Source organism: uncultured Zhongshania sp. (assembly GCF_963975605.1).
In the GTDB taxonomy this organism is placed as follows: domain Bacteria; phylum Pseudomonadota; class Gammaproteobacteria; order Pseudomonadales; family Spongiibacteraceae; genus Spongiibacter; species Spongiibacter aquimaris.
Genome location: NZ_CAXBHN010000028.1, coordinates 17,198 through 37,359, shown reverse-complemented (window position 1 = coordinate 37,359; position 20,162 = coordinate 17,198). Strand labels below are relative to the sequence as shown.

Sequence of the window (20,162 nt, the reverse complement as noted above, 5' to 3'; positions counted from 1 at the left end):
AAGAAGGTCTACGTTTTGCAATTCGTGAAGGTGGCCGTACTGTTGGCGCCGGCGTTGTTGCTAAAATCGTAGAATAAGCCCTATTTATTGGGTGTAAGGCCGAGCTTAGCTCGGCACTTGTAGGCCAGTAGTTCAATTGGTAGAGCACCGGTCTCCAAAACCGGCTGTTGGGGGTTCGAGTCCCTCCTGGCCTGCCATTTACGTTAACACCGCTTCGCGTAATGCGTAGTGGTGTTTTGCGCTTAGCAAAAAAGGATATGACTTAACGATGAGTGCTAAGGCGGAAGACGCTAGTCGCCTCGACGGCTTAAAGTGGAGCATTGTTGCTGTACTGATCGCGGTTGGTGTTGGCGGCAATACGTATTTTTCTGGCGAGTCCTTGCTTTATCGCGTTATTGCCTTGTTGGTATTAGCGTCAGTAGCGGCTTTTATTGCGTATCGTACTGAAAAAGGTGCGGCATTTTTTGAGCTGTTGAAGGGTGCGCGTACGGAAATCAGAAAAGTAGTCTGGCCGACGCGTCAGGAGAGCACGCAAACCACACTGATTGTAGTGGCGTTTGTAGTTGTGGCGGCATTGATTCTGTGGGGCTTAGACACTCTGCTGGGTTGGCTGGCATCCATGGTTATCGGCTAGAGGTAGGGCATGACAAAGCGTTGGTATGTTGTACACGCCTATTCTGGGTACGAAAAGAAAGTGGCTCTGGCATTAAAAGAGCGCATCGAACTTTCGGGCTTTGCTGATCGATTCGGTGAAGTCTTGGTTCCGACAGAAGAAGTGGTTGAAATGCGTGGCGGGCAAAAGCGTAAAAGTGAGCGCAAGTTTTTCCCCGGCTACGTGTTAATCCAAATGGAACTCGGCGATGACACTTGGCATTTAGTTAAAGAGACGCCGAGAGTCATGGGCTTTATTGGTGGCAAGGCAGATAAGCCTGCACCAATCACAGAGAAAGAAGCGCAGGCGATATTGCAGCGGGTTGAAAGCGGCGACAAGCCTAAGCCTAAAACACTGTTTGAGCCAGGCGAAATGGTTCGCGTTATCGATGGGCCGTTTAATGACTTTAACGGCGTGGTCGAAGAAGTAAATTACGAAAAGAACCGTTTGCATGTTGCGGTATTAATTTTTGGGCGTTCTACGCCGGTCGAATTAGATTTCGGCCAAGTAGAAAAGACCTAGCGCTGCGCGCTAGTCTGTCGGGCGTCTGGAGTCAGGCGCTTGACGCTAAAAACTTTTGGGGCCTAGCCCCGATCGTCCGACGTCAGACTTCCGGCGTCAGACTCTTTTAAACCGGGGAGCCGTTGACGAGCCGTGAGGCTTCGAGGTGTTACTACCCAATTGGAGAGGTAATATGGCTAAGAAAGTACAGGCTTATATCAAGCTGCAAGTTGCTGCTGGTGCAGCAAACCCAAGTCCACCAGTTGGTCCTGCTTTGGGTCAACACGGTGTGAATATCATGGAATTCTGTAAAGCATTCAACGCTCAGACTCAGAGTCTTGAGAGTGGTATGCCAATTCCTGTTGTTATCACAGTCTACTCAGATCGTAGCTTCACTTTCACTACTAAGACGCCACCAGCATCGTTCTTGCTGAAAAAGGCCGCCGGTGTGAAAAGCGGTTCAGGTACGCCTAATACCAAAAAAGTTGGCAAGGTAACCCGCGCGCAACTGGAGGAGATCGCGACTATCAAGATGGCCGATCTAACTGCTTCTGACATGGAAGCGGCTGTGCGTACAATCGCGGGCAGTGCTCGTGCCGCTGGTATCGAAGTGGAGGGTGTGTAATGGCTAAGCTAACAAAGCGCCAAAAGGCAATTCGTGAAAAAGTAGTTGCTGGCAAACAGTACAGTTTTGAAGAAGCAGTTGCGTTACTAAAAGACGTTTCTGTTGTTAAGTTTCCAGAAGCTATTGATGTTGCAATTAACCTTGGTGTTGATGCGCGTAAATCTGATCAAGCGGTTCGTGGCGCAACGACTCTGCCAAACGGTACAGGAAAAACTGTACGCGTTGCAGTGTTCACCCAGGGCGAAAATGCTGAAAAAGCAAAAGCAGCTGGTGCAGATTTTGTTGGTATGGATGATCTTGCCGAGCAAGTTAAAGGTGGCATGATGGACTTTGACGTTGTTGTTGCATCTCCGGATGCGATGCGCGTTGTTGGTCAATTGGGCCAGGTACTTGGTCCGCGCGGCCTTATGCCAAACCCAAAAACCGGCACTGTAACTGCTGACGTTGAAACAGCGGTTAAAAATGCTAAGGCGGGTCAGGTTCGCTACCGTACAGATAAGAACGGCATCATTCACGGCGCGATTGGAACAATCTCTTTCGAGGCCGGCGTGTTAAAAGAAAATCTAGAAGCCCTGCTAGGTGATTTGCGTAAAGCAAAGCCATCTTCAGCAAAAGGCGTTTACATGAAGAAAATTACCCTTTCTTCAACGATGGGCCCTGGTATCGTTATTGATCAGGCTAGCCTAGCGTTAAAATAATTTTTGGGCGCTTGCGCCCAGAATAAGACGCTCTTTTCGGAGGGCGTTTTCTGGCTTTGTGGTCTTTGACAGCTGACCTACTGTGTCAAAAGACAGAGACCATCAAAGACCGTAGGTGGGATTAGATTTTTTAGATCTGAACCCTTAATAGGTGTGTTGACTTGTCAACGTTACCGGCACCGGCCTACGCAGATGGTGGATTGGATTTGTTCACCAGCAAACGACCTTGAACCTTGTGTTTTTGGTCTACGGTAATTAACTGACAAATCCAGGAGTTATCCAAGTGGCATTAAGACTCGACGACAAAAAAGCGATTGTAGCTGACGTTAACGAGACTGCCGCTAGTGCATTGTCATTGGTTATTGCTGACGCCCGCGGGTGTACGGTAGGCCAAATGACAGAGCTTCGCAAATTGGCGCGTGAATCCCAAGTGAACGTACGAGTAGTGCGTAACACCTTGGCGAAACTAGCGTTGAAGGGAACGGAATTCGAGTGCGCAGAGCAGGCCTTTAAAGGTCCATCTCTGCTGGCATTTTCGATGGAAGATCCTGGTGCGGCGGCTCGTATCTTCAAAGATTTTGCGAAAGATCACAAAAACTTTGAAGTGAAAGCACTTGCGGTTAGTGGCCAATTGATGGGTGCAGATCAGTTGGATGTACTGGCTAAACTGCCGACCCGCGACCAAGCGCTGTCTATGTTGATGAGCGTGATGTTAGCACCGGCAACCAAACTGGTACGTACAATGAACGAAGTCCCAGGAAAATTGGTTCGTACATTAGCTGCCGTTCGCGAGCAGAAAGAAGCTGCGTAAGCGGCGTTTAATTTTTTTAGTAATTGACACAGTAGGGAGTTTCACATGGCTCTGTCACAAGACGATATTTTGAATGCAATCGCTGAAATGAGCGTAATGGACGTAGTTGGTCTAATCGAAGCGATGGAAGAGAAGTTTGGCGTTACTGCAGCTGCTGCAGTTGCTGCAGCTCCTGCTGCCGCTGCTGATGCTGGCGCTGCTGCTGAAGAACAAACTGAGTTTGACGTTGTTCTGACTGCTGCTGGCGAGAAGAAAGTTAACGTGATCAAGGCAGTACGTACGATCACTGGCTTAGGCTTGAAAGAAGCGAAAGAAATGGTAGATGGCGCACCATCTACTGTTAAAGAAGGCGCTTCTAAGGCTGATGCAGACGCAGCTAAAGCAGCACTTGAAGAAGCAGGCGCTAGCGTCGAGCTTAAGTAAGTTGCTTGTTGGCCTGCTTGCGGGTCAATCTCAAGCGAGGCTGGTGGGTTAAATCCCGCCGGCCTTTTGTTGTTTGAGAAATTACAGTCAGCGCCTGTGAGGGGGCTGACCAGCGACAGATAAACTGTTGCACTAACGACACCGCCGCCGGTCGCGACGGAGTCAAGAGATGATGCTGGGGAGTACTGATGGCTTACTCGTACACTGAGAAAAAACGTATCCGCAAGGATTTTGGCAAGATGCCGCACGTCATGGACGTGCCCTATCTCCTTGCGATTCAGCTGGATTCCTACAAGAAGTTTACGCAGCAAGGTGTTTCCGCTGCTGAGCGTGGTGAGCATGGCTTGCACGCTGCTTTTAAATCAATATTCCCGATAGTTAGCTATTCCGGAAATGCTGCCCTTGAGTACGTCGATTATGTGCTAGGCATTCCGGCATTTGACGTCAATGAATGTCAGCTGCGTGGCGTGACCTACTCTGTGCCGCTGCGGGTTAAAGTTCGCTTGATTATCTATGATCGCGAATCTGCCAACAAAAGCATCAAAGATATAAAAGAACAAGAAGTTTACATGGGCGAGATTCCGCTCATGACTGAAAACGGTACCTTTGTAATTAATGGTACTGAGCGAGTCATCGTGTCCCAGTTGCACCGTTCACCTGGTGTCTTCTTTGATCACGACCGTGGTAAGACTCACTCGTCTGGCAAGCTTCTGTATTCCGCGCGTATTATTCCTTACCGTGGTTCATGGCTTGATTTTGAATTCGATCCGAAAGACCAAGTCTTTGTTCGTATCGACCGTCGCCGTAAATTGCCGGCTACGATCTTATTGCGCGCATTAGGTATGGCTGCGGAAGAGATTCTAGATCTGTTTTATGACGTCAACACCTTTAAGGTAGCTAAAAAAGGCGGCTTTACCATTGAGCTGATCGCTGAGCGTCTGCGCGGTGAGGTAGCAACCTTTGATATCTGCGCTAAAAATGGTGAAGTTATCGTTGAAACCGGTCGTCGTATTACCGCCCGTCATATTCGCCAAATTGAAAAAGCTAATTTGACGCAGCTAGAAGTGCCGGTTGAGTACTTGATTGGTCGTGCTTTAGCGAAAGATATTATCGACAAAGCCACTGGCGAAGTGTTGTTCCCTTGTAACACTGAAATTACAGCGGAAATACTGACGAAGTTGGAAGAGTCTGGTGTTAGCGAAATCGACACCCTGTACACCAACGAGCTTGATTGCGGCCCATACGTTAGTGACACTCTGCGTTCTGACCCTACCAATAGTCAGCTTGAAGCCTTGGTAGAAATTTACCGCATGATGCGTCCAGGTGAGCCACCGACCAAAGAGTCAGCGGAAAACCTATTCCAGAATCTGTTCTTCTCTGCAGAGCGCTATGATCTGTCGACTGTTGGCCGGATGAAGTTTAACCGTCGTATTGGCCGCGAAGAGATTTTGGGTGCCGGTACGCTGGATCAAAGCGACATCGTTGCTGTTATGAAAATGCTGGTAGGCATTCGTAACGGTAAGGGCATTGTCGATGATATCGATCACCTCGGTAACCGTCGTATTCGCTCTGTTGGCGAAATGGCAGAGAACCAATTCCGTGTTGGTTTGGTACGTGTAGAGCGCGCTGTTAAAGAGCGTCTATCCATGGCTGAAAGCGAAGGCTTGATGCCGCAGGACTTGATTAATGCTAAGCCTGTGGCTGCGGCAGTGAAAGAGTTTTTCGGTTCGTCACAGCTGTCTCAGTTTATGGACCAAAACAACCCGCTGTCAGAGATCACGCATAAGCGTCGTGTTTCTGCGCTTGGGCCTGGCGGTTTGACGCGTGAGCGTGCTGGTTTCGAAGTGCGTGACGTACATCCGACTCATTACGGTCGTGTGTGTCCAATTGAAACACCTGAAGGGCCGAACATTGGTCTGATCAACTCTTTGGCAACGTATGCGCGTACCAATGAGTACGGTTTCCTTGAAAGCCCTTACCGCAAGGTTAAGGACGGCAAGGTCAGTGATGACATTGAATACTTGTCAGCCATCAATGAAGCTGAGGAAGTTATCGCTCAGGCTTCTGCTGCGATGAATGACAAGGGTGAGTTAACTGACGAGATGGTTGCTGTTCGTCACATGAACGAATTCACCGTAATGCCGCCAGAAAAAGTAACCTACATGGACGTGTCGCCCAAGCAGGTTGTTTCGGTGGCAGCGTCTTTGATTCCCTTCCTTGAGCACGATGATGCGAACCGTGCATTGATGGGTTCGAACATGCAGCGTCAAGCAGTACCTACACTTAAGGCTGACAAGCCTTTGGTTGGTACCGGGTTTGAGCGCTATGTGGCGTCTGACTCAGGTGTGTGTGTTGTCGCGCGTCGCGGTGGTGTAATCGATAGTGTGGACTCGTCACGTATTGTTGTTCGTGTAAACAACGACGAAGTTCAGCCTGGCCAGCCACCGGTTGATATTTACAACCTGACTAAATACACCCGTTCTAACCAGAACACCTGTATTAACCAGCGCCCAATTGTTAGCGAAGGTCACGATGTAGTTCGCGGTGACATCCTGGCTGACGGTCCGTCGGTTGATTTGGGCGAGTTGGCACTTGGTCAGAACATGCGCATCGCGTTTATGCCGTGGAACGGTTACAACTTCGAAGACTCTATTTTGGTGTCTGAGCGTGTTGTAAAAGAAGATCGTTTTACCACCATCCACATTCAAGAGCTTACTTGTATTGCTCGTGACACCAAGCTTGGGCCAGAGGAAATTTCTTCTGATATACCCAATGTTGGCGAAGGCGCTTTAGCTAATTTGGATGAGTCTGGCATCGTATACATTGGTGCTGAAGTTGGCCCCGGCGACATTCTGGTCGGCAAGGTCACGCCAAAAGGCGAAACCCAATTAACGCCAGAAGAAAAATTACTACGCGCCATATTTGGTGAGAAAGCCTCTGATGTAAAAGATACGTCACTGCGCGTTCCATCTAGCACCAAGGGCACCGTTATCGATGTTCAGGTCTTCACTCGTGATGGCTTAGAAAAAGATAAGCGCGCTCTAGAAATCGAAAAAATGCAGCTCGATCAATTCCGTAAGGATTTGAACGAAGAGTACCGCATAGTAGAAGAGGCGACGTTTGTTCGTTTGTCTAATGCACTGGACGGTCAAAAGATCCTTAGCGGCCCAGGTATGAAAAAGGGCGACGAGCTATCTGCGGCTGGTCTACAAGAGCTGAAAAAGGATGACTGGTTTAAATTGCGTATGGCTGATGAGCCTCTGAATGCTGCATTGGAAGATGCAGATAAGCAGTTGGGCGAACACCGCAAAACGCTGGAAGAGCGTTTTGAAGATAAAAAACGCAAGCTGACTACTGGCGATGATTTGGCACCGGGTGTCTTGAAAATCGTCAAAGTGTATTTGGCAATTAAGCGTCGTATCCAGCCTGGCGATAAAATGGCAGGACGTCACGGTAACAAAGGAGTTATCTCCGTCATCATGCCGGTTGAAGATATGCCGTTTGATGAAAATGGCGAGCCGGTTGATATCGTGTTGAACCCGCTAGGTGTTCCGTCGCGGATGAACGTTGGTCAGGTTCTTGAGACTCACTTGGGCTTGGCGGCCAAAGGTTTGGGTAACAAGATCGACGACATGATTCGCGAGCAGCGTAAAATTACAGAAGTGCGTGCTTTCTTGGGTAAGATTTACAACGACGGTGCAGGTCGCCACGAAGATCTAGATAGCTTCAGCGATGAGGCGATTATGGATCTGGCTAGAAACCTGCGTGGCGGTGTGCCCATGGCAACGCAAGTATTTGATGGCGCTGATGAAGGCGAGATCAAAAGTTTGCTGAAGCTTGCTGGTCTTCCAGAAAGTGGACAGTTAAAACTTTGCGATGGCCGTACCGGTCTGGAATTTGATCGTCCAGTCACCGTTGGCTATATGTACATGCTGAAGCTGAACCATTTGGTCGACGACAAGATGCACGCGCGTTCAACCGGTTCATACAGTTTGGTTACCCAGCAGCCACTTGGTGGTAAAGCGCAATTCGGTGGCCAGCGTTTCGGTGAGATGGAAGTGTGGGCGCTAGAAGCATACGGCGCTGCTTACACCTTGCAAGAAATGCTGACTGTGAAGTCGGATGACGTGAATGGTCGTACCAAAATGTATAAAAACATTGTTGATGGCGATCAGCGTATGGAGCCGGGCATGCCCGAGTCTTTCAATGTACTGGTCAAAGAGATCCGCTCACTCGGTATTAATATCGAGCTGGACACGGAATAAACATCGACAACGACTATGGCAAGGGGCGCCCGGTTTAGTGGGCGCCTGAAGAATACCCTTGCGGAGGAACGGCCTTGAAAGATTTATTGAATCTATTGAAACAGGGACAACCGAACGACGAGTTTGACTCTATTCGTATCGGTTTGGCGTCACCGGAGCTAATTCGCTCGTGGTCTTTCGGCGAAGTGAAAAAGCCGGAAACCATAAACTACCGTACGTTCAAGCCTGAGCGTGACGGTTTGTTCTGTGCCAAAATTTTCGGTCCAGTAAAAGACTACGAATGCTTGTGCGGTAAGTACAAGCGCCTTAAGCACCGCGGTGTTATCTGTGAGAAGTGCGGTGTTGAAGTCGCTCTGGCAAAAGTGCGTCGTGAGCGCATGGGTCACATTGAATTGGCCAGCCCCGTTGCGCATATTTGGTTCCTGAAGTCACTGCCAAGCCGTATTGGTTTGTTGCTAGACATGACTCTGCGTGACATCGAGCGGATTCTCTACTTTGAATCTTATGTGGTTACCGATCCCGGTATGACCACGCTAGAGAAAGGCCAGTTGCTAAGCGACGAGCAGTTCTTTGAATCGATGGAAGAATTTGGCGACGACTTCGTTGCAAAAATGGGCGCTGAAGCGATCATGCATTTGCTGATCGAGTTAGATTTGCCCGCTGAGATTGACCGTCTTCGTGAAGAGATTCCGGCGACCAACTCAGAAACGAAAATCAAAAAGCTTTCTAAGCGTTTGAAGCTGATTGAAGCCTTGGCTGACTCTGGTAACAAGCCAGAGTGGATGGTCATGAAGGTGTTACCAGTATTGCCGCCAGATCTGCGTCCGTTGGTTCCGCTGGATGGCGGTCGCTTTGCAACCTCAGATCTGAATGATTTGTACCGTCGCGTTATCAACCGTAACAACCGTTTGAAGCGTCTGTTGGATCTAAACGCACCTGACATCATTGTTCGCAATGAAAAGCGTATGCTGCAAGAGTCAGTTGATGCATTGCTGGATAACGGCCGTCGCGGTCGTGCCATTACCGGTTCGAATAAGCGTCCGCTGAAATCTCTTGCCGATATGATCAAGGGTAAGCAAGGTCGTTTCCGTCAGAACTTGCTAGGTAAGCGCGTCGACTATTCAGGTCGTTCGGTTATCGTGGTTGGTCCTACTCTGCGTCTGCACCAGTGCGGTCTGCCTAAGAAAATGGCGCTTGAATTGTTCAAGCCGTTTATTTTCGGCAAGTTAGAGGCGCGTGGCCTGGCAACAACGATTAAAGCCGCTAAGAAAATGGTAGAGCGTGAGCCGCCAGAAGTATGGGATATCCTCGCTGAAGTTATTCGCGAGCATCCCGTTATGCTTAACCGTGCACCGACTCTTCACCGTTTAGGTATTCAGGCTTTTGAGCCAGTACTTATCGAAGGTAAGGCGATTCAGCTTCACCCTCTGGTATGTGCGGCCTACAACGCCGACTTTGACGGTGACCAAATGGCGGTACACGTACCGCTAACAATTGAGGCGCAGTTAGAAGCGCGCGCGCTGATGATGTCGACGAATAATATTCTGTCGCCAGCAAACGGCGAGCCGATCATTGTTCCCTCGCAGGACGTTGTACTGGGTTTGTACTGGATGACGCGTGAGCGCGTAAACGGTGCCGGCGAAGGCACCGCCTTTGCTAACCCTGAAGAAGTACATCGCGCCTATGTAGGCGGTCGTGCCCATTTGCAAGCGCGTATAAAGTGCCGCTTGGTTGAGGTTAGTCTTGGCGAGAATGGCGAGCGTACTGAAACACGTACCTTGATCGACACCACCGTTGGTCGCGTTTTGTTGTGGCGGATCGTTCCCGAGGGGCTACCCTTCGAAATGGTCAACCAAAACATGACTAAAAAGGCGATATCTCGTTTATTGAACGAGTGCTACCGTCAGGTTGGTTTGAAGGCGACCGTAATTCTGGGTGACCAGTTAATGTACACCGGTTTTGAGTATTCTACTCGCTCCGGTTCGTCTATCGGCGTTAACGATTTTGAAATCCCTGCTGCCAAGGCGCGTATTGTTTCTGCGGCTGACGCTGAAGTGGTTGAGATCGAAAAGCAGTACGCTTCCGGTCTGGTAACCCAGGGTGAGAAATACAACAAAGTTATCGATATTTGGTCCCGTGCAAACGACATGGTTTCCAAGGCGATGATGGAAGGTCTGTCGAAAGAGCCTGTTATAAACCGCAAGGGTGAGGAAGAGATGCAAGACTCTTTCAACTCGGTTTATATCTATGCAGATTCTGGCGCGCGGGGCTCGCCAGCGCAGATTCGTCAGCTTGCTGGTATGCGTGGTTTGATGGCCAAGCCAGATGGCTCGATCATCGAAACGCCAATCACGGCAAACTTCCGTGAAGGTCTGAGCGTACTTCAGTACTTCATCTCGACTCACGGTGCTCGTAAAGGTTTGGCCGATACCGCATTGAAGACAGCAAACTCGGGTTACTTGACCCGTCGTTTGGTTGATGTCGCCCAGGATTTGGTTATCACCGAAGACGATTGTGGCGCAGATCAAGGTCTGACCATGACACCGGTTATCGAAGGTGGTGACATCATCGAGACATTGGGTGACCGCGTGTTGGGTCGTATCGTAGTGCGTGACGTATTCCGTCCGGGCACAGACGATATCGCTGTTGAAGCGGGCGTTATGCTCGACGAGAAGCGCGTTGTTGAATTAGAAGAAATGGGTATTGATGAGATTGAAGTTCGCTCACCAATCACCTGTGAGACTCGCCATGGCGTGTGCTCGGCTTGTTATGGTCGTGACTTGGCACGTGGTCACTTGGTTAACCGGGGTGAGGCAGTTGGTGTTATCGCTGCACAGTCAATCGGTGAGCCGGGTACACAGCTTACGATGCGTACCTTCCACATCGGTGGTGCGGCTTCGCGGGCGACTGCAGTCGACAATATTCAAGTTAAACAAGATGGTAAGGCGCGCCTGCACAATCTGAAATGGGTAGAGCGTGAAGATGGTCAATTGGTAGCGGTAAGCCGCTCCGGTGAGTTGGCGATTACAGATCGCAGCGGCCGTGAGCGCGAGCGCTACAAGCTGCCATACGGTGCGTTAATTAAGGTTGCTGACCGCGCTGAAGTATCGGCAGGCGATATCGTCGCAACATGGGATCCGCATACCCACCCCATTATTACGGAAGTTGCTGGTATCGTTAAGATGTCGGGAATGGAAGAGGGTATTACCGTCAAGCGTCAAACTGACGAACTGACTGGCCTTAGCAGTATTTCTGTTATGGACCAAGGCGAGCGTCCAGCTGCGGGTAAAGATATGCGCCCAGCGGTAACTCTGGTTGACGCCAAAGGCGACGAGCTGTGCTTGGCGGGTACTAACGTTCCCGCTCACTACTTCCTGACTGAAAACGCGATCGTGTCCTTAGAAAATGGCGCGACAGTGAAAGTTGGTGACGTTGTTGCTCGTATTCCGCAAGAAAGCTCGAAGACCCGTGATATTACTGGTGGTCTGCCGCGTGTTGCTGACTTGTTCGAAGCGCGTAAGCCGAAAGAGCCGGCTATCTTGGCTGAGATCTCTGGTACGGTAAGCTTTGGTAAAGAAACCAAGGGCAAGCGTCGTTTGATCATTACACCTGCAGATGGCAAGCCATTGGCAGATGGTTCTGATTACTACGAAGTGCTGATTCCGAAATGGCGCCTGCTAACCGTGTTTGAAGGTGAGCAAGTTGAGAAGGGTGAGATTGTTTCTGAAGGCCCGCTCAGCCCGCACGACATTTTGCGCCTGAAAGGTGTGGAAGAATTGGCGAAGTATATCGTCAATGAAATTCAGGACGTTTATCGTCTGCAGGGCGTAAAAATCAACGATAAGCACATCGAAGTTATCGTTCGTCAAATGCTCCGCAAGGTCAATATTCTGACCTCTGGTGATTCGTCGTTCATTAAAGGTGAGCAGGCTGAATACGTTCGTGTTGTTGAAGAGAATGAAGTTCTTCGCGGCACTGACAAAATTTCTGCCAGCTACGAGCGTGAATTATTGGGTATTACTAAGGCCTCTCTGGCAACGGAGTCGTTTATTTCAGCGGCATCGTTCCAGGAAACCACCCGCGTTCTTACCGAAGCGGCAGTTACCGGCAAGCGCGATCATTTGCGCGGCTTGAAGGAAAACGTGGTTGTAGGTCGTCTTATTCCTGCGGGTACTGGTCTGGCTTATCACCGCGACCGCAAGATTAAGAAAGACGAAGCAATGAAAACCGTATCGGCGCAAGACGTTGAAGCGGCACTGTCAGAGGCACTTAGTGATAACAGCTGAGTAAATTTGACTACTTGACGGGAGTGGAGCGCATCTTTAGAATTCGCGCTCCACTTTTTTTATAAGCTATCGGCGGTATCGGTAGTCAGTTGGTTAGCACATTGGTGTGCTGGCTTTAGTATCTGGAGTTAATTAATGGCAACGATCAACCAGTTGGTTCGTCAGCCGAGAAAGCGTAAAGCGGCTAAAAGTGATGTTCCTGCATTGCAGGCATGTCCACAGCGTCGCGGCGTATGTACTCGTGTTTACACCACTACACCTAAGAAGCCGAACTCGGCATTGCGTAAAGTGTGTCGTGTACGTCTGACTAACGGCTTTGAAGTTTCATCTTACATCGGTGGTGAAGGCCACAACCTGCAAGAGCACAGTGTTGTGCTTATTCGCGGCGGTCGTGTTAAGGATTTACCGGGTGTGCGTTACCACACTGTTCGCGGTAGCCTCGATACATCAGGTGTGAACAATCGTAAGCAAGCCCGTTCTAAATACGGTACCAAGCGTCCTAAGTCGTAATTCGACTTTAACGTTTTAAATTAATAGACCTTAAGTAAGGCCAAACCATCGTCTATTCGCTGAAAGGCGACCCGGTGTTTGGATTTACCTGAAGACATAGGAATAGAGTTATGCCAAGAAGACGCGTCGCCGCCAAGCGGGAAATACTGCCGGATCCAAAATTCGGTAATCTGACCCTCGCCAAGTTCATGAACCACGTTATGGTAAGTGGTAAAAAATCAGTCGCAGAGACCATCGTATATGGTGCTTTGGACCTGGTTAAAGAGCGCTTGAATACTGATCCACTAGAAGCCTTCGATACCGCCCTAGAAAATATCGCACCAATGGTTGAGGTTAAATCTCGCCGAGTTGGTGGTGCAACTTACCAGGTTCCAGTTGAAGTTCGCCCGAGTCGCCGTACTGCGCTAGCAATGCGTTGGTTGGTTGACTATTCACGTGGCCGTGGTGAGAAGTCTATGCGTCAGCGTTTGGCTGGTGAAATCATCGATGCATCACAGGGCAAAGGCTCTGCGGTTAAAAAGCGTGAAGACGTGCATCGTATGGCTGAAGCGAACAAAGCGTTCTCTCATTACCGCTTCTAAGCGGCGCTATTTACTAGGTTCAGGGGAGTATTGTGGCGCGTAAAACACCAATTTCCAGATATCGCAACATCGGTATTTGTGCCCACGTAGACGCGGGCAAAACAACAACTACCGAGCGCGTGCTGTTTTACACTGGTCTGTCTCACAAGATAGGCGAAGTGCATGACGGTGCGGCGACAATGGATTGGATGGCGCAGGAGCAGGAGCGTGGTATTACTATCACTTCTGCGGCCACTACCTGTTTCTGGGCTGGTATGCAGCAGCAGTTTGAACAGCACCGTATTAATATCATCGACACTCCAGGGCACGTTGACTTCACTATCGAAGTTGAGCGTTCTCTGCGGGTGCTTGATGGTGCGGTTGTTGTGCTATGCGGTTCTTCGGGTGTGCAGCCTCAGACCGAAACCGTTTGGCGTCAGGCAAATAAGTATGAAGTTCCACGCATGGTATTCGTCAATAAGATGGATCGCGCTGGGGCAAATTTTGAGCGTGTAATTGCGCAGCTGCGCACGCGTTTGGGTGCGAATGCAGTGCCAATGCAGATGACGATTGGTAGCGAGGAAGAATTTCGCGGCGTCGTTGACCTTCTCAAAATGAAAGCCATTATCTGGAATGAAGAAGATCAGGGAATGACCTTCGAGTACGAAGAGATACCGGCTGATATGCTCGACGCGTGCGAGAAAATGCGCGAGTACATGATCGAGGCTGCGGCCGAATCCAGTGATGAGCTGATGGAAAAGTACCTCGAAGGCGAAGTCCTGAGCGAGGAAGAAATTAAGTCGGGGATCCGCAAGCGTACATTGGCGAATGAAATCATTCCGGTGTTCGGTGGTTCTGCGTTTAAAAATAAGGGTGTTCAGGCTGTGCTGGACGCTGTTATTGAATATATGCCGTCGCCTACCGAAGTTAAGGCGATTGAAGGCACTCTCGATGATAAAGACGCGACGGTTGCTACGCGTGAAGCGAACGATGATGCGCCGTTTGCGGCGTTGGCTTTTAAAATTGCCACTGACCCTTTCGTAGGAACCTTAACCTTTTTCCGCGTTTACTCCGGTAAGTTGGAAAGTGGTACTGCGGTAGTGAACTCCGTTAAGGGTAAGAAAGAGCGTGTTGGTCGTATGGTGCAAATGCATGCCAACGATCGTCAAGAGATCAAAGAAGTGCTCGCTGGTGATATTGCTGCGGCAATTGGATTGAAGGATGTTACGACGGGCGACACCCTGTGCGACCCGAATAACGTTATTATTTTAGAGCGCATGGAGTTCCCTGAGCCCGTTATCTCGGTGGCGGTTGAGCCCAGAACCAAGGCGGATCAGGAAAAGATGGGTATCGCTCTTGGTAAGTTGGCTCAAGAGGATCCTTCTTTCCGTGTGAAGACCGATGAAGAAACCGGTCAGTGCATTATCTCTGGGATGGGTGAGCTTCATCTCGATATCCTCGTCGATAGAATGCGTCGAGAATTTAATGTTGAAGCCAATATTGGTAAGCCGCAGGTTGCTTACCGCGAGGCGATTCGCAACACCTGCGAAATAGAAGGTAAGTTCGTTCGTCAGTCCGGTGGTCGCGGCCAGTTTGGTCACGTTTGGATTCGGTTTGAGCCGGGCGAAGACGCGAACGCCGAAGGTCTCGAGTTTGTTAGTGAGATCGTGGGTGGTGTTGTCCCCAAAGAATATATTCCGGCGATCGAAAAAGGTATCGCCGAGCAAATGCAAAATGGTGTCCTTGCCGGCTACCCTTTGCTTGGCTTAAAGGCGACGGCTTACGATGGTTCTTACCATGACGTCGACTCTAACGAGATGGCGTTTAAAATAGCGGCGTCTATGGCAACCAAAAAGCTCGCGCAACTCGGCGGTGCAGTGTTGCTTGAGCCAATTATGAAAGTCGAGATTGTTACCCCTGAAGAAAATATGGGTGATGTGGTCGGCGATTTGAACCGTCGTCGCGGCATAATTCTTGGTATGGATGAGAGTGTGTCGGGCAAGGTAATTGATGCAGAAGTACCGCTGGCAGAGATGTTCGGTTATGCAACCGATCTGCGCAGTGCAACCCAAGGTCGTGCGACTTTTACGATGGAATTTGAAAAATATTTCGAAGCGCCACGTAATGTTGCCGAAGAAATCATGGCTAAGAATAGAGCTTAAATTTAAACAACCTTTATGCGAGGAATAAACCGTGGCTAAGGAAAAGTTCGAACGTAATAAGCCCCATTTAAACGTGGGCACCATTGGTCACGTTGACCATGGTAAAACAACGCTGACAGCAGCACTGACGCGCGTATGTGCGGAAGTGTACGGCGGTAAAGCGGTCGCGTTTGATGGTATCGATAACGCACCGGAAGAGCGTGAGCGCGGTATTACTATTGCGACCTCGCACGTTGAGTATGATTCATCAACTCGCCACTACGCTCACGTCGACTGCCCGGGTCACGCTGACTACGTTAAGAATATGATTACTGGTGCTGCTCAGATGGACGGCGCTATTTTGGTATGTGGTGCGACTGATGGCCCAATGCCACAGACTCGTGAGCACATCCTGCTGTCACGTCAGGTTGGTGTACCTTACATCGTTGTGTTCCTGAATAAAGCAGACCTGCTGGCTGAAGATTGCGGCGGTGTAGGCAGCGAAGAATACAATGAAATGCTTGAATTGGTAGAAATGGAGCTGCGCGAGCTGCTCGATATGTACGAATTCCCAGGCGACGACACCCCAATCATTGCTGGTTCCGCTTTGATGGCATTGAACGGTCAAGATGACAACGAGTTGGGAACAACCGCTGTTGCAAAATTGATCGAAGCGTTGGATACCTACATTCCACAGCCTGAGCGTGCGGTTGATCTGCCGTTCCTGATGCCAATCGAAGACGTGTTCTCGATCTCTGGTCGCGGTACTGTGGTAACTGGCCGTATCGAGCGTGGCATTCTGCGTACTGGCGACGAAATCTCTATCGTTGGTATTCACGACACAACGAAAACCACCTGTACTGGTGTTGAGATGTTCCGCAAGCTGCTTGACGAAGGTCGCGCTGGTGAGAACGTAGGTGTGTTGTTGCGTGGTACTAAGCGCGATGACGTAGAGCGTGGTCAAGTATTGGCTAAGCCTGGCTCAATCACTCCACACACTCGCTTTGAAGCAGAAGTGTACGTGTTGTCAAAAGAAGAGGGTGGTCGTCACACGCCATTCTTTAAAGGCTACCGTCCACAGTTCTACTTCCGTACCACAGACGTAACAGGTGCTTGTGAGCTACCTGAAGGTACTGAAATGGTAATGCCTGGCGACAACGTGAAAATGGACGTAACGTTGATTGCGCCAATCGCGATGGAAGAAGGTCTACGTTTTGCAATTCGTGAAGGTGGCCGTACTGTTGGCGCCGGCGTAGTTGCTAAAATCGTAGAATAAACCTTTACGCTTTAAGCGTAATTAGGTTTGTGAGAGGGAGGCTTTTGCCTCCCTTTCTTAGTTAGAAAATGCCTTTTTGGCATTTGGTAGTAGTTGCGGTTTGCGTAGTGAAATATTCTAGATATTTGGTTGACAACGTCTTGGGATATCATTAACATTCCGCTTCCTTTTTTCGGGTTACTTCACGCGGATTCGTCGCGCTGAGCTCGGATAAATTTGGGATGGGAGTTTGGTCAGGTGCAAAATCAACGGATTCGAATTCGTTTAAAGGCTTTTGATCACCGTCTCATCGATGCGTCTACGCAAGAGATAGTAGACACTGCAAAGCGTACCGGCGCGCAGGTTAGGGGTCCAATACCTCTTCCTACTCGCAAAGAGCGTTTCACAGTACTTGTCTCTCCGCATGTAAACAAGGATGCGCGTGATCAATATGAGATCCGCACCCATAAGCGCATGCTGGACATCGTAGAGCCTACAGAAAAAACTGTAGATGCATTGATGAAGTTAGATTTGGCGGCTGGTGTAGAAGTTCAAATTAGTCTCGGCTAATTAAAACATGTAAATACTGAATTTTTTCAGACCCGCTCGGGGGCTGGCCCTGGGTTGTGTAACGCGCTTAATCGCGCGGCCATAGAGGGTGTTAGCCCCGTACACTGAGAGGTTGGAGCAATGACTATTGGTTTGGTCGGTCGTAAAAGCGGCATGACGCGCGTTTTTACAGAAGACGGCATATCTATTCCAGTAACGGTGATTGAGGTTAATCCTAATCGCGTTACTCGTGTCAAGGCAGATGATGTCGATGGCTATCGTGCAGTCCAGGTTACTACTGGCGCTCGCAAGGCATCACGTATATCTAAAGCAGAAGCGGGTCACTTTGCCAAAGCAGGTGTTGAGGCTGGTCGTGGTCTGTGGGAATTTCGTCTGGAGCAAGGTGAAGAGAGCCCCGAAATCGGTGCTGAGCTAACTGTTGCTGCTTTCGAGGCTGGTCAAAAAGTTGACGTGACTGGGCAGTCTAAAGGTAAGGGGTTCCAAGGCGGTATCAAGCGTTGGAACTTCCATATGCAAGACGCTACTCACGGTAACTCATTGTCTCACCGTGTACTTGGTTCTATCGGTCAGTGTCAAACGCCAGGTCGCGTTTGGAAGGGCAAAAAGATGGCCGGTCACATGGGTGCTGCGCAAGTGACAGTTCAGACTCTTGAAGTTGTTCGAGTGGACGCTGAGCGTAACCTGATTTTAATCAAGGGCGCTATTCCAGGTGCTCCAGGTGGTGACGTGTTTGTGCGTCCTGCCGTGAAAGCTAAAAAATCCTAGGGGGCGATGCAGTGGAATTAAGTATTGCGAAACCCGGTAACGGGGCTGCAGCGGGAACTGTTCAGGTATCTGACGTTACCTTTGCTCGTGAGTTTAACGAAGATCTAGTGCACCAAGTAGTCGTAGCCTATATGGCTGGTGCGCGCCAAGGTACTCGTGCTCAAAAAACACGCTCTGACGTTAGCGGTGGCGGTAAGAAGCCTTGGCGTCAAAAGGGCACTGGTCGTGCTCGTGCTGGTACTATCCGTTCGCCAATTTGGCGTGGGGGTGGTGTTACGTTCGCGGCGAGACCACAGGATCACAGCCAGAAAGTTAACCGCAAAATGTATCGTGCTGCTATCTGCACGATCCTGTCTGAGCTGGCTCGTCAAGAGCGCTTAGTTGTGGTTGAAGAATTTACTTTGAATGAGCCTAAAACCAAGCTGCTGGTTAAGTCGCTAGGTGAGTACGGACTTAAAGGCGCTCTGGTAGTGACCGAAGAAGTAAATGGTAATTTGTATTTAGCGGCACGCAATCTACACGATGTCGACGTTCGCGATGTAAGCGGCGTAGATCCCGTTAGCCTAATTGGCTACGAGAAAGTGGTTGTCACTGTGGCTGCATTGAAAAAGTTTGAGGAGCTGTTGGGATGAATACAGAGCGCATCTATAAGGTACTGCTCGGCCCGCACGTTTCTGAAAAAAGTGCAGCCAGTGCTGAGCTGAGTAACCAAGCGGTATTTAAAGTACTGCCTAGTGCCAGCAAGCTTGAAATCAAAAAGGCGGTTGAAAAGCTTTTTAAAGTTGATGTGTTGGCAGTTCGCACCGTAAACGTTAAAGGCAAAGTAAAGCGCAACCGTTTTGGTTTGAGCAAAAAATCAAACTGGAAAAAGGCGTATGTTAGCCTTGCGCAGGGTCAAGATATCGACTTTGCGGTCGCTGAATAAGTCTGGAGTTTAGTCAAATGGCAATTGTTAAAAGTAAACCGACTTCTCCCGGCCGTCGCTTTGTCGTCAGGGTTGTAAATCCTGATTTGCACAAAGGTGCACCGCACAAGCCTCTGCTTGAGAGTCAATCGCGCAATGGTGGTCGTAATAACAACGGCCGTATCACTACCCGTCACGTTGGTGGTGGTCATAAGCAACATTATCGTTTAATCGATTTTAAACGTAATAAAGATGGTATTCCTGCGCGTGTTGAGCGTTTGGAATACGATCCAAACCGCACCGCGTTTATCGCTTTGGTGATGTATGCGGACGGTGAGCGTCGCTATGTAATTGCGCCTAAGGGCGTGTCTGCGGGTGACGAAATTGTTTCCGGTGAGTCATCACCTATTAAGCCGGGCAATACACTGCCTATTCGCAATATTCCAGTGGGTAGCACTATTCACTGTGTTGAAATGAAGCCTGGTAAAGGCGCGCAGTTGGCGCGTAGTGCCGGTACTTCTGCTCAGCTAGTTGCGCGTGAAGGCCAGTACGCAACCATTCGTTTGCGTAGCGGTGAAACGCGTAAAGTATTGTCCGAGTGCAGAGCAACATTGGGTGAAGTGTCCAACAGCGAGCACAGCTTGCGTAAGTTGGGTAAAGCGGGTGCATCGCGCTGGCGCGGTGTTCGTCCTACCGTTCGCGGTGTGGCGATGAACCCGGTAGATCACCCACATGGTGGTGGTGAAGGTCGTACTTCTGGTGGTCGTCATCCTGTATCTCCTTGGGGTGTTCCGACTAAAGGGTATAAGACCCGTAAAAATAAGCGTACAGACAAACTAATTGTTCGCCGTCGCGGCAAGTAAGCCGTTTAAACGACAATTAGCGTAAAGAGGATAAGCTTGTGCCACGTTCATTAAAGAAAGGTCCGTTTGTCGATCTTCATTTGTTGAAGAAGGTTGAAGTAGCGGTAGAAAAAAACGATCGTCGCCCCATTAAAACGTGGTCGCGTCGCTCCATGATTCTGCCTGAAATGGTAGCTCTGACAATCGCTGTGCATAACGGGCGTCAACATGTTCCAGTACTGGTTACTGAGGATATGGTAGGGCACAAATTGGGTGAATTTGCCGCGACTAGGACCTACAAGGGTCACGTGGCCGATAAAAAGGCCAAGCGTTAAGCTTGGGCCGGGAGAGGCT

General features: G+C 49.7%; 18 protein-coding genes and 1 tRNA gene. All 19 read left to right on the top strand.

Going from position 1 to position 20,162, the window contains the following annotated elements:
- The first annotated feature begins 121 nt into the window (after nucleotides 1-121).
- The 19 genes from AAC007_RS16030 to rpsS all read left to right on the top strand — a co-directional run bounded on the left by AAC007_RS16030 (nucleotide 122) and on the right by rpsS (nucleotide 20,143).
- Nucleotides 122-197: transfer RNA gene (locus AAC007_RS16030), tRNA-Trp, on the top strand.
- 71 nt (nucleotides 198-268) lie between these two features.
- Complete coding sequence (secE, locus tag AAC007_RS16025) at nucleotides 269-634, top strand: preprotein translocase subunit SecE (protein WP_339678095.1); 366 nt, start codon at nucleotides 269-271, stop codon at nucleotides 632-634.
- A 9-nt stretch (nucleotides 635-643) separates the two neighbouring features.
- Nucleotides 644-1,174, top strand: coding sequence for a transcription termination/antitermination protein NusG (nusG, locus tag AAC007_RS16020; RefSeq protein ID WP_219045095.1), 531 nt, complete (start codon nucleotides 644-646; stop codon nucleotides 1,172-1,174).
- A 172-nt stretch (nucleotides 1,175-1,346) separates the two neighbouring features.
- A complete protein-coding gene (rplK, locus tag AAC007_RS16015; protein WP_219045096.1) occupies nucleotides 1,347-1,778 on the top strand; it encodes a 50S ribosomal protein L11 in 432 nt (143 codons plus the stop codon).
- A complete protein-coding gene (rplA, locus tag AAC007_RS16010; RefSeq protein WP_219045097.1) occupies nucleotides 1,778-2,476 on the top strand; it encodes a 50S ribosomal protein L1 in 699 nt (232 codons plus the stop codon). Before rplK ends, rplA begins: the two co-directional genes overlap by 1 nt.
- 283 nt (nucleotides 2,477-2,759) lie before the next feature.
- Entirely contained in the window at nucleotides 2,760-3,287 is a 528-nt protein-coding gene (gene rplJ / locus AAC007_RS16005) for a 50S ribosomal protein L10 (RefSeq protein WP_219045098.1), read from the top strand.
- A gap of 45 nt (nucleotides 3,288-3,332) precedes the next feature.
- Nucleotides 3,333-3,710 (top strand): 50S ribosomal protein L7/L12, encoded by a 378-nt coding sequence (gene rplL / locus AAC007_RS16000; protein WP_339678093.1) that lies wholly within the window; start codon nucleotides 3,333-3,335, stop codon nucleotides 3,708-3,710.
- Between the two features lie 188 nt (nucleotides 3,711-3,898).
- The gene (rpoB, locus tag AAC007_RS15995; RefSeq protein WP_339678091.1) at nucleotides 3,899-7,975 is read left to right on the top strand and encodes a DNA-directed RNA polymerase subunit beta; all 4,077 of its coding nucleotides are present in this window, start codon (nucleotides 3,899-3,901) and stop codon (nucleotides 7,973-7,975) included.
- Between the two features lie 74 nt (nucleotides 7,976-8,049).
- Entirely contained in the window at nucleotides 8,050-12,261 is a 4,212-nt protein-coding gene (gene rpoC / locus AAC007_RS15990) for a DNA-directed RNA polymerase subunit beta' (protein ID WP_339678090.1), read from the top strand.
- A 135-nt stretch (nucleotides 12,262-12,396) separates the two neighbouring features.
- The gene (gene rpsL, locus AAC007_RS15985; protein WP_008248376.1) at nucleotides 12,397-12,771 is read left to right on the top strand and encodes a 30S ribosomal protein S12; all 375 of its coding nucleotides are present in this window, start codon (nucleotides 12,397-12,399) and stop codon (nucleotides 12,769-12,771) included.
- Between the two features lie 110 nt (nucleotides 12,772-12,881).
- Nucleotides 12,882-13,352: a 30S ribosomal protein S7 gene (gene rpsG / locus AAC007_RS15980; protein ID WP_123183187.1), complete on the top strand. Its 471-nt coding sequence runs from the start codon at nucleotides 12,882-12,884 to the stop codon at nucleotides 13,350-13,352.
- 32 nt (nucleotides 13,353-13,384) lie between these two features.
- Nucleotides 13,385-15,493: an elongation factor G gene (fusA, locus tag AAC007_RS15975; protein ID WP_339678086.1), complete on the top strand. Its 2,109-nt coding sequence runs from the start codon at nucleotides 13,385-13,387 to the stop codon at nucleotides 15,491-15,493.
- A gap of 31 nt (nucleotides 15,494-15,524) precedes the next feature.
- Nucleotides 15,525-16,748 (top strand): elongation factor Tu, encoded by a 1,224-nt coding sequence (tuf, locus tag AAC007_RS15970; protein WP_219045093.1) that lies wholly within the window; start codon nucleotides 15,525-15,527, stop codon nucleotides 16,746-16,748.
- Between the two features lie 237 nt (nucleotides 16,749-16,985).
- Nucleotides 16,986-17,297: a 30S ribosomal protein S10 gene (gene rpsJ / locus AAC007_RS15965; RefSeq protein ID WP_103684259.1), complete on the top strand. Its 312-nt coding sequence runs from the start codon at nucleotides 16,986-16,988 to the stop codon at nucleotides 17,295-17,297.
- 120 nt (nucleotides 17,298-17,417) lie between these two features.
- Nucleotides 17,418-18,062: a 50S ribosomal protein L3 gene (rplC, locus tag AAC007_RS15960; protein WP_219045103.1), complete on the top strand. Its 645-nt coding sequence runs from the start codon at nucleotides 17,418-17,420 to the stop codon at nucleotides 18,060-18,062.
- A gap of 11 nt (nucleotides 18,063-18,073) precedes the next feature.
- Entirely contained in the window at nucleotides 18,074-18,694 is a 621-nt protein-coding gene (rplD, locus tag AAC007_RS15955; RefSeq protein ID WP_103684257.1) for a 50S ribosomal protein L4, read from the top strand.
- A complete protein-coding gene (gene rplW, locus AAC007_RS15950; RefSeq protein ID WP_219045104.1) occupies nucleotides 18,691-18,987 on the top strand; it encodes a 50S ribosomal protein L23 in 297 nt (98 codons plus the stop codon). Before rplD ends, rplW begins: the two co-directional genes overlap by 4 nt.
- 17 nt (nucleotides 18,988-19,004) lie before the next feature.
- Nucleotides 19,005-19,829 (top strand): 50S ribosomal protein L2, encoded by an 825-nt coding sequence (gene rplB / locus AAC007_RS15945; RefSeq protein ID WP_219045105.1) that lies wholly within the window; start codon nucleotides 19,005-19,007, stop codon nucleotides 19,827-19,829.
- A 38-nt stretch (nucleotides 19,830-19,867) separates the two neighbouring features.
- Nucleotides 19,868-20,143, top strand: a complete 276-nt coding sequence (gene rpsS / locus AAC007_RS15940; protein ID WP_219045106.1) for a 30S ribosomal protein S19 — start codon at nucleotides 19,868-19,870, stop codon at nucleotides 20,141-20,143.
- Nucleotides 20,144-20,162 lie beyond the last annotated feature (19 nt).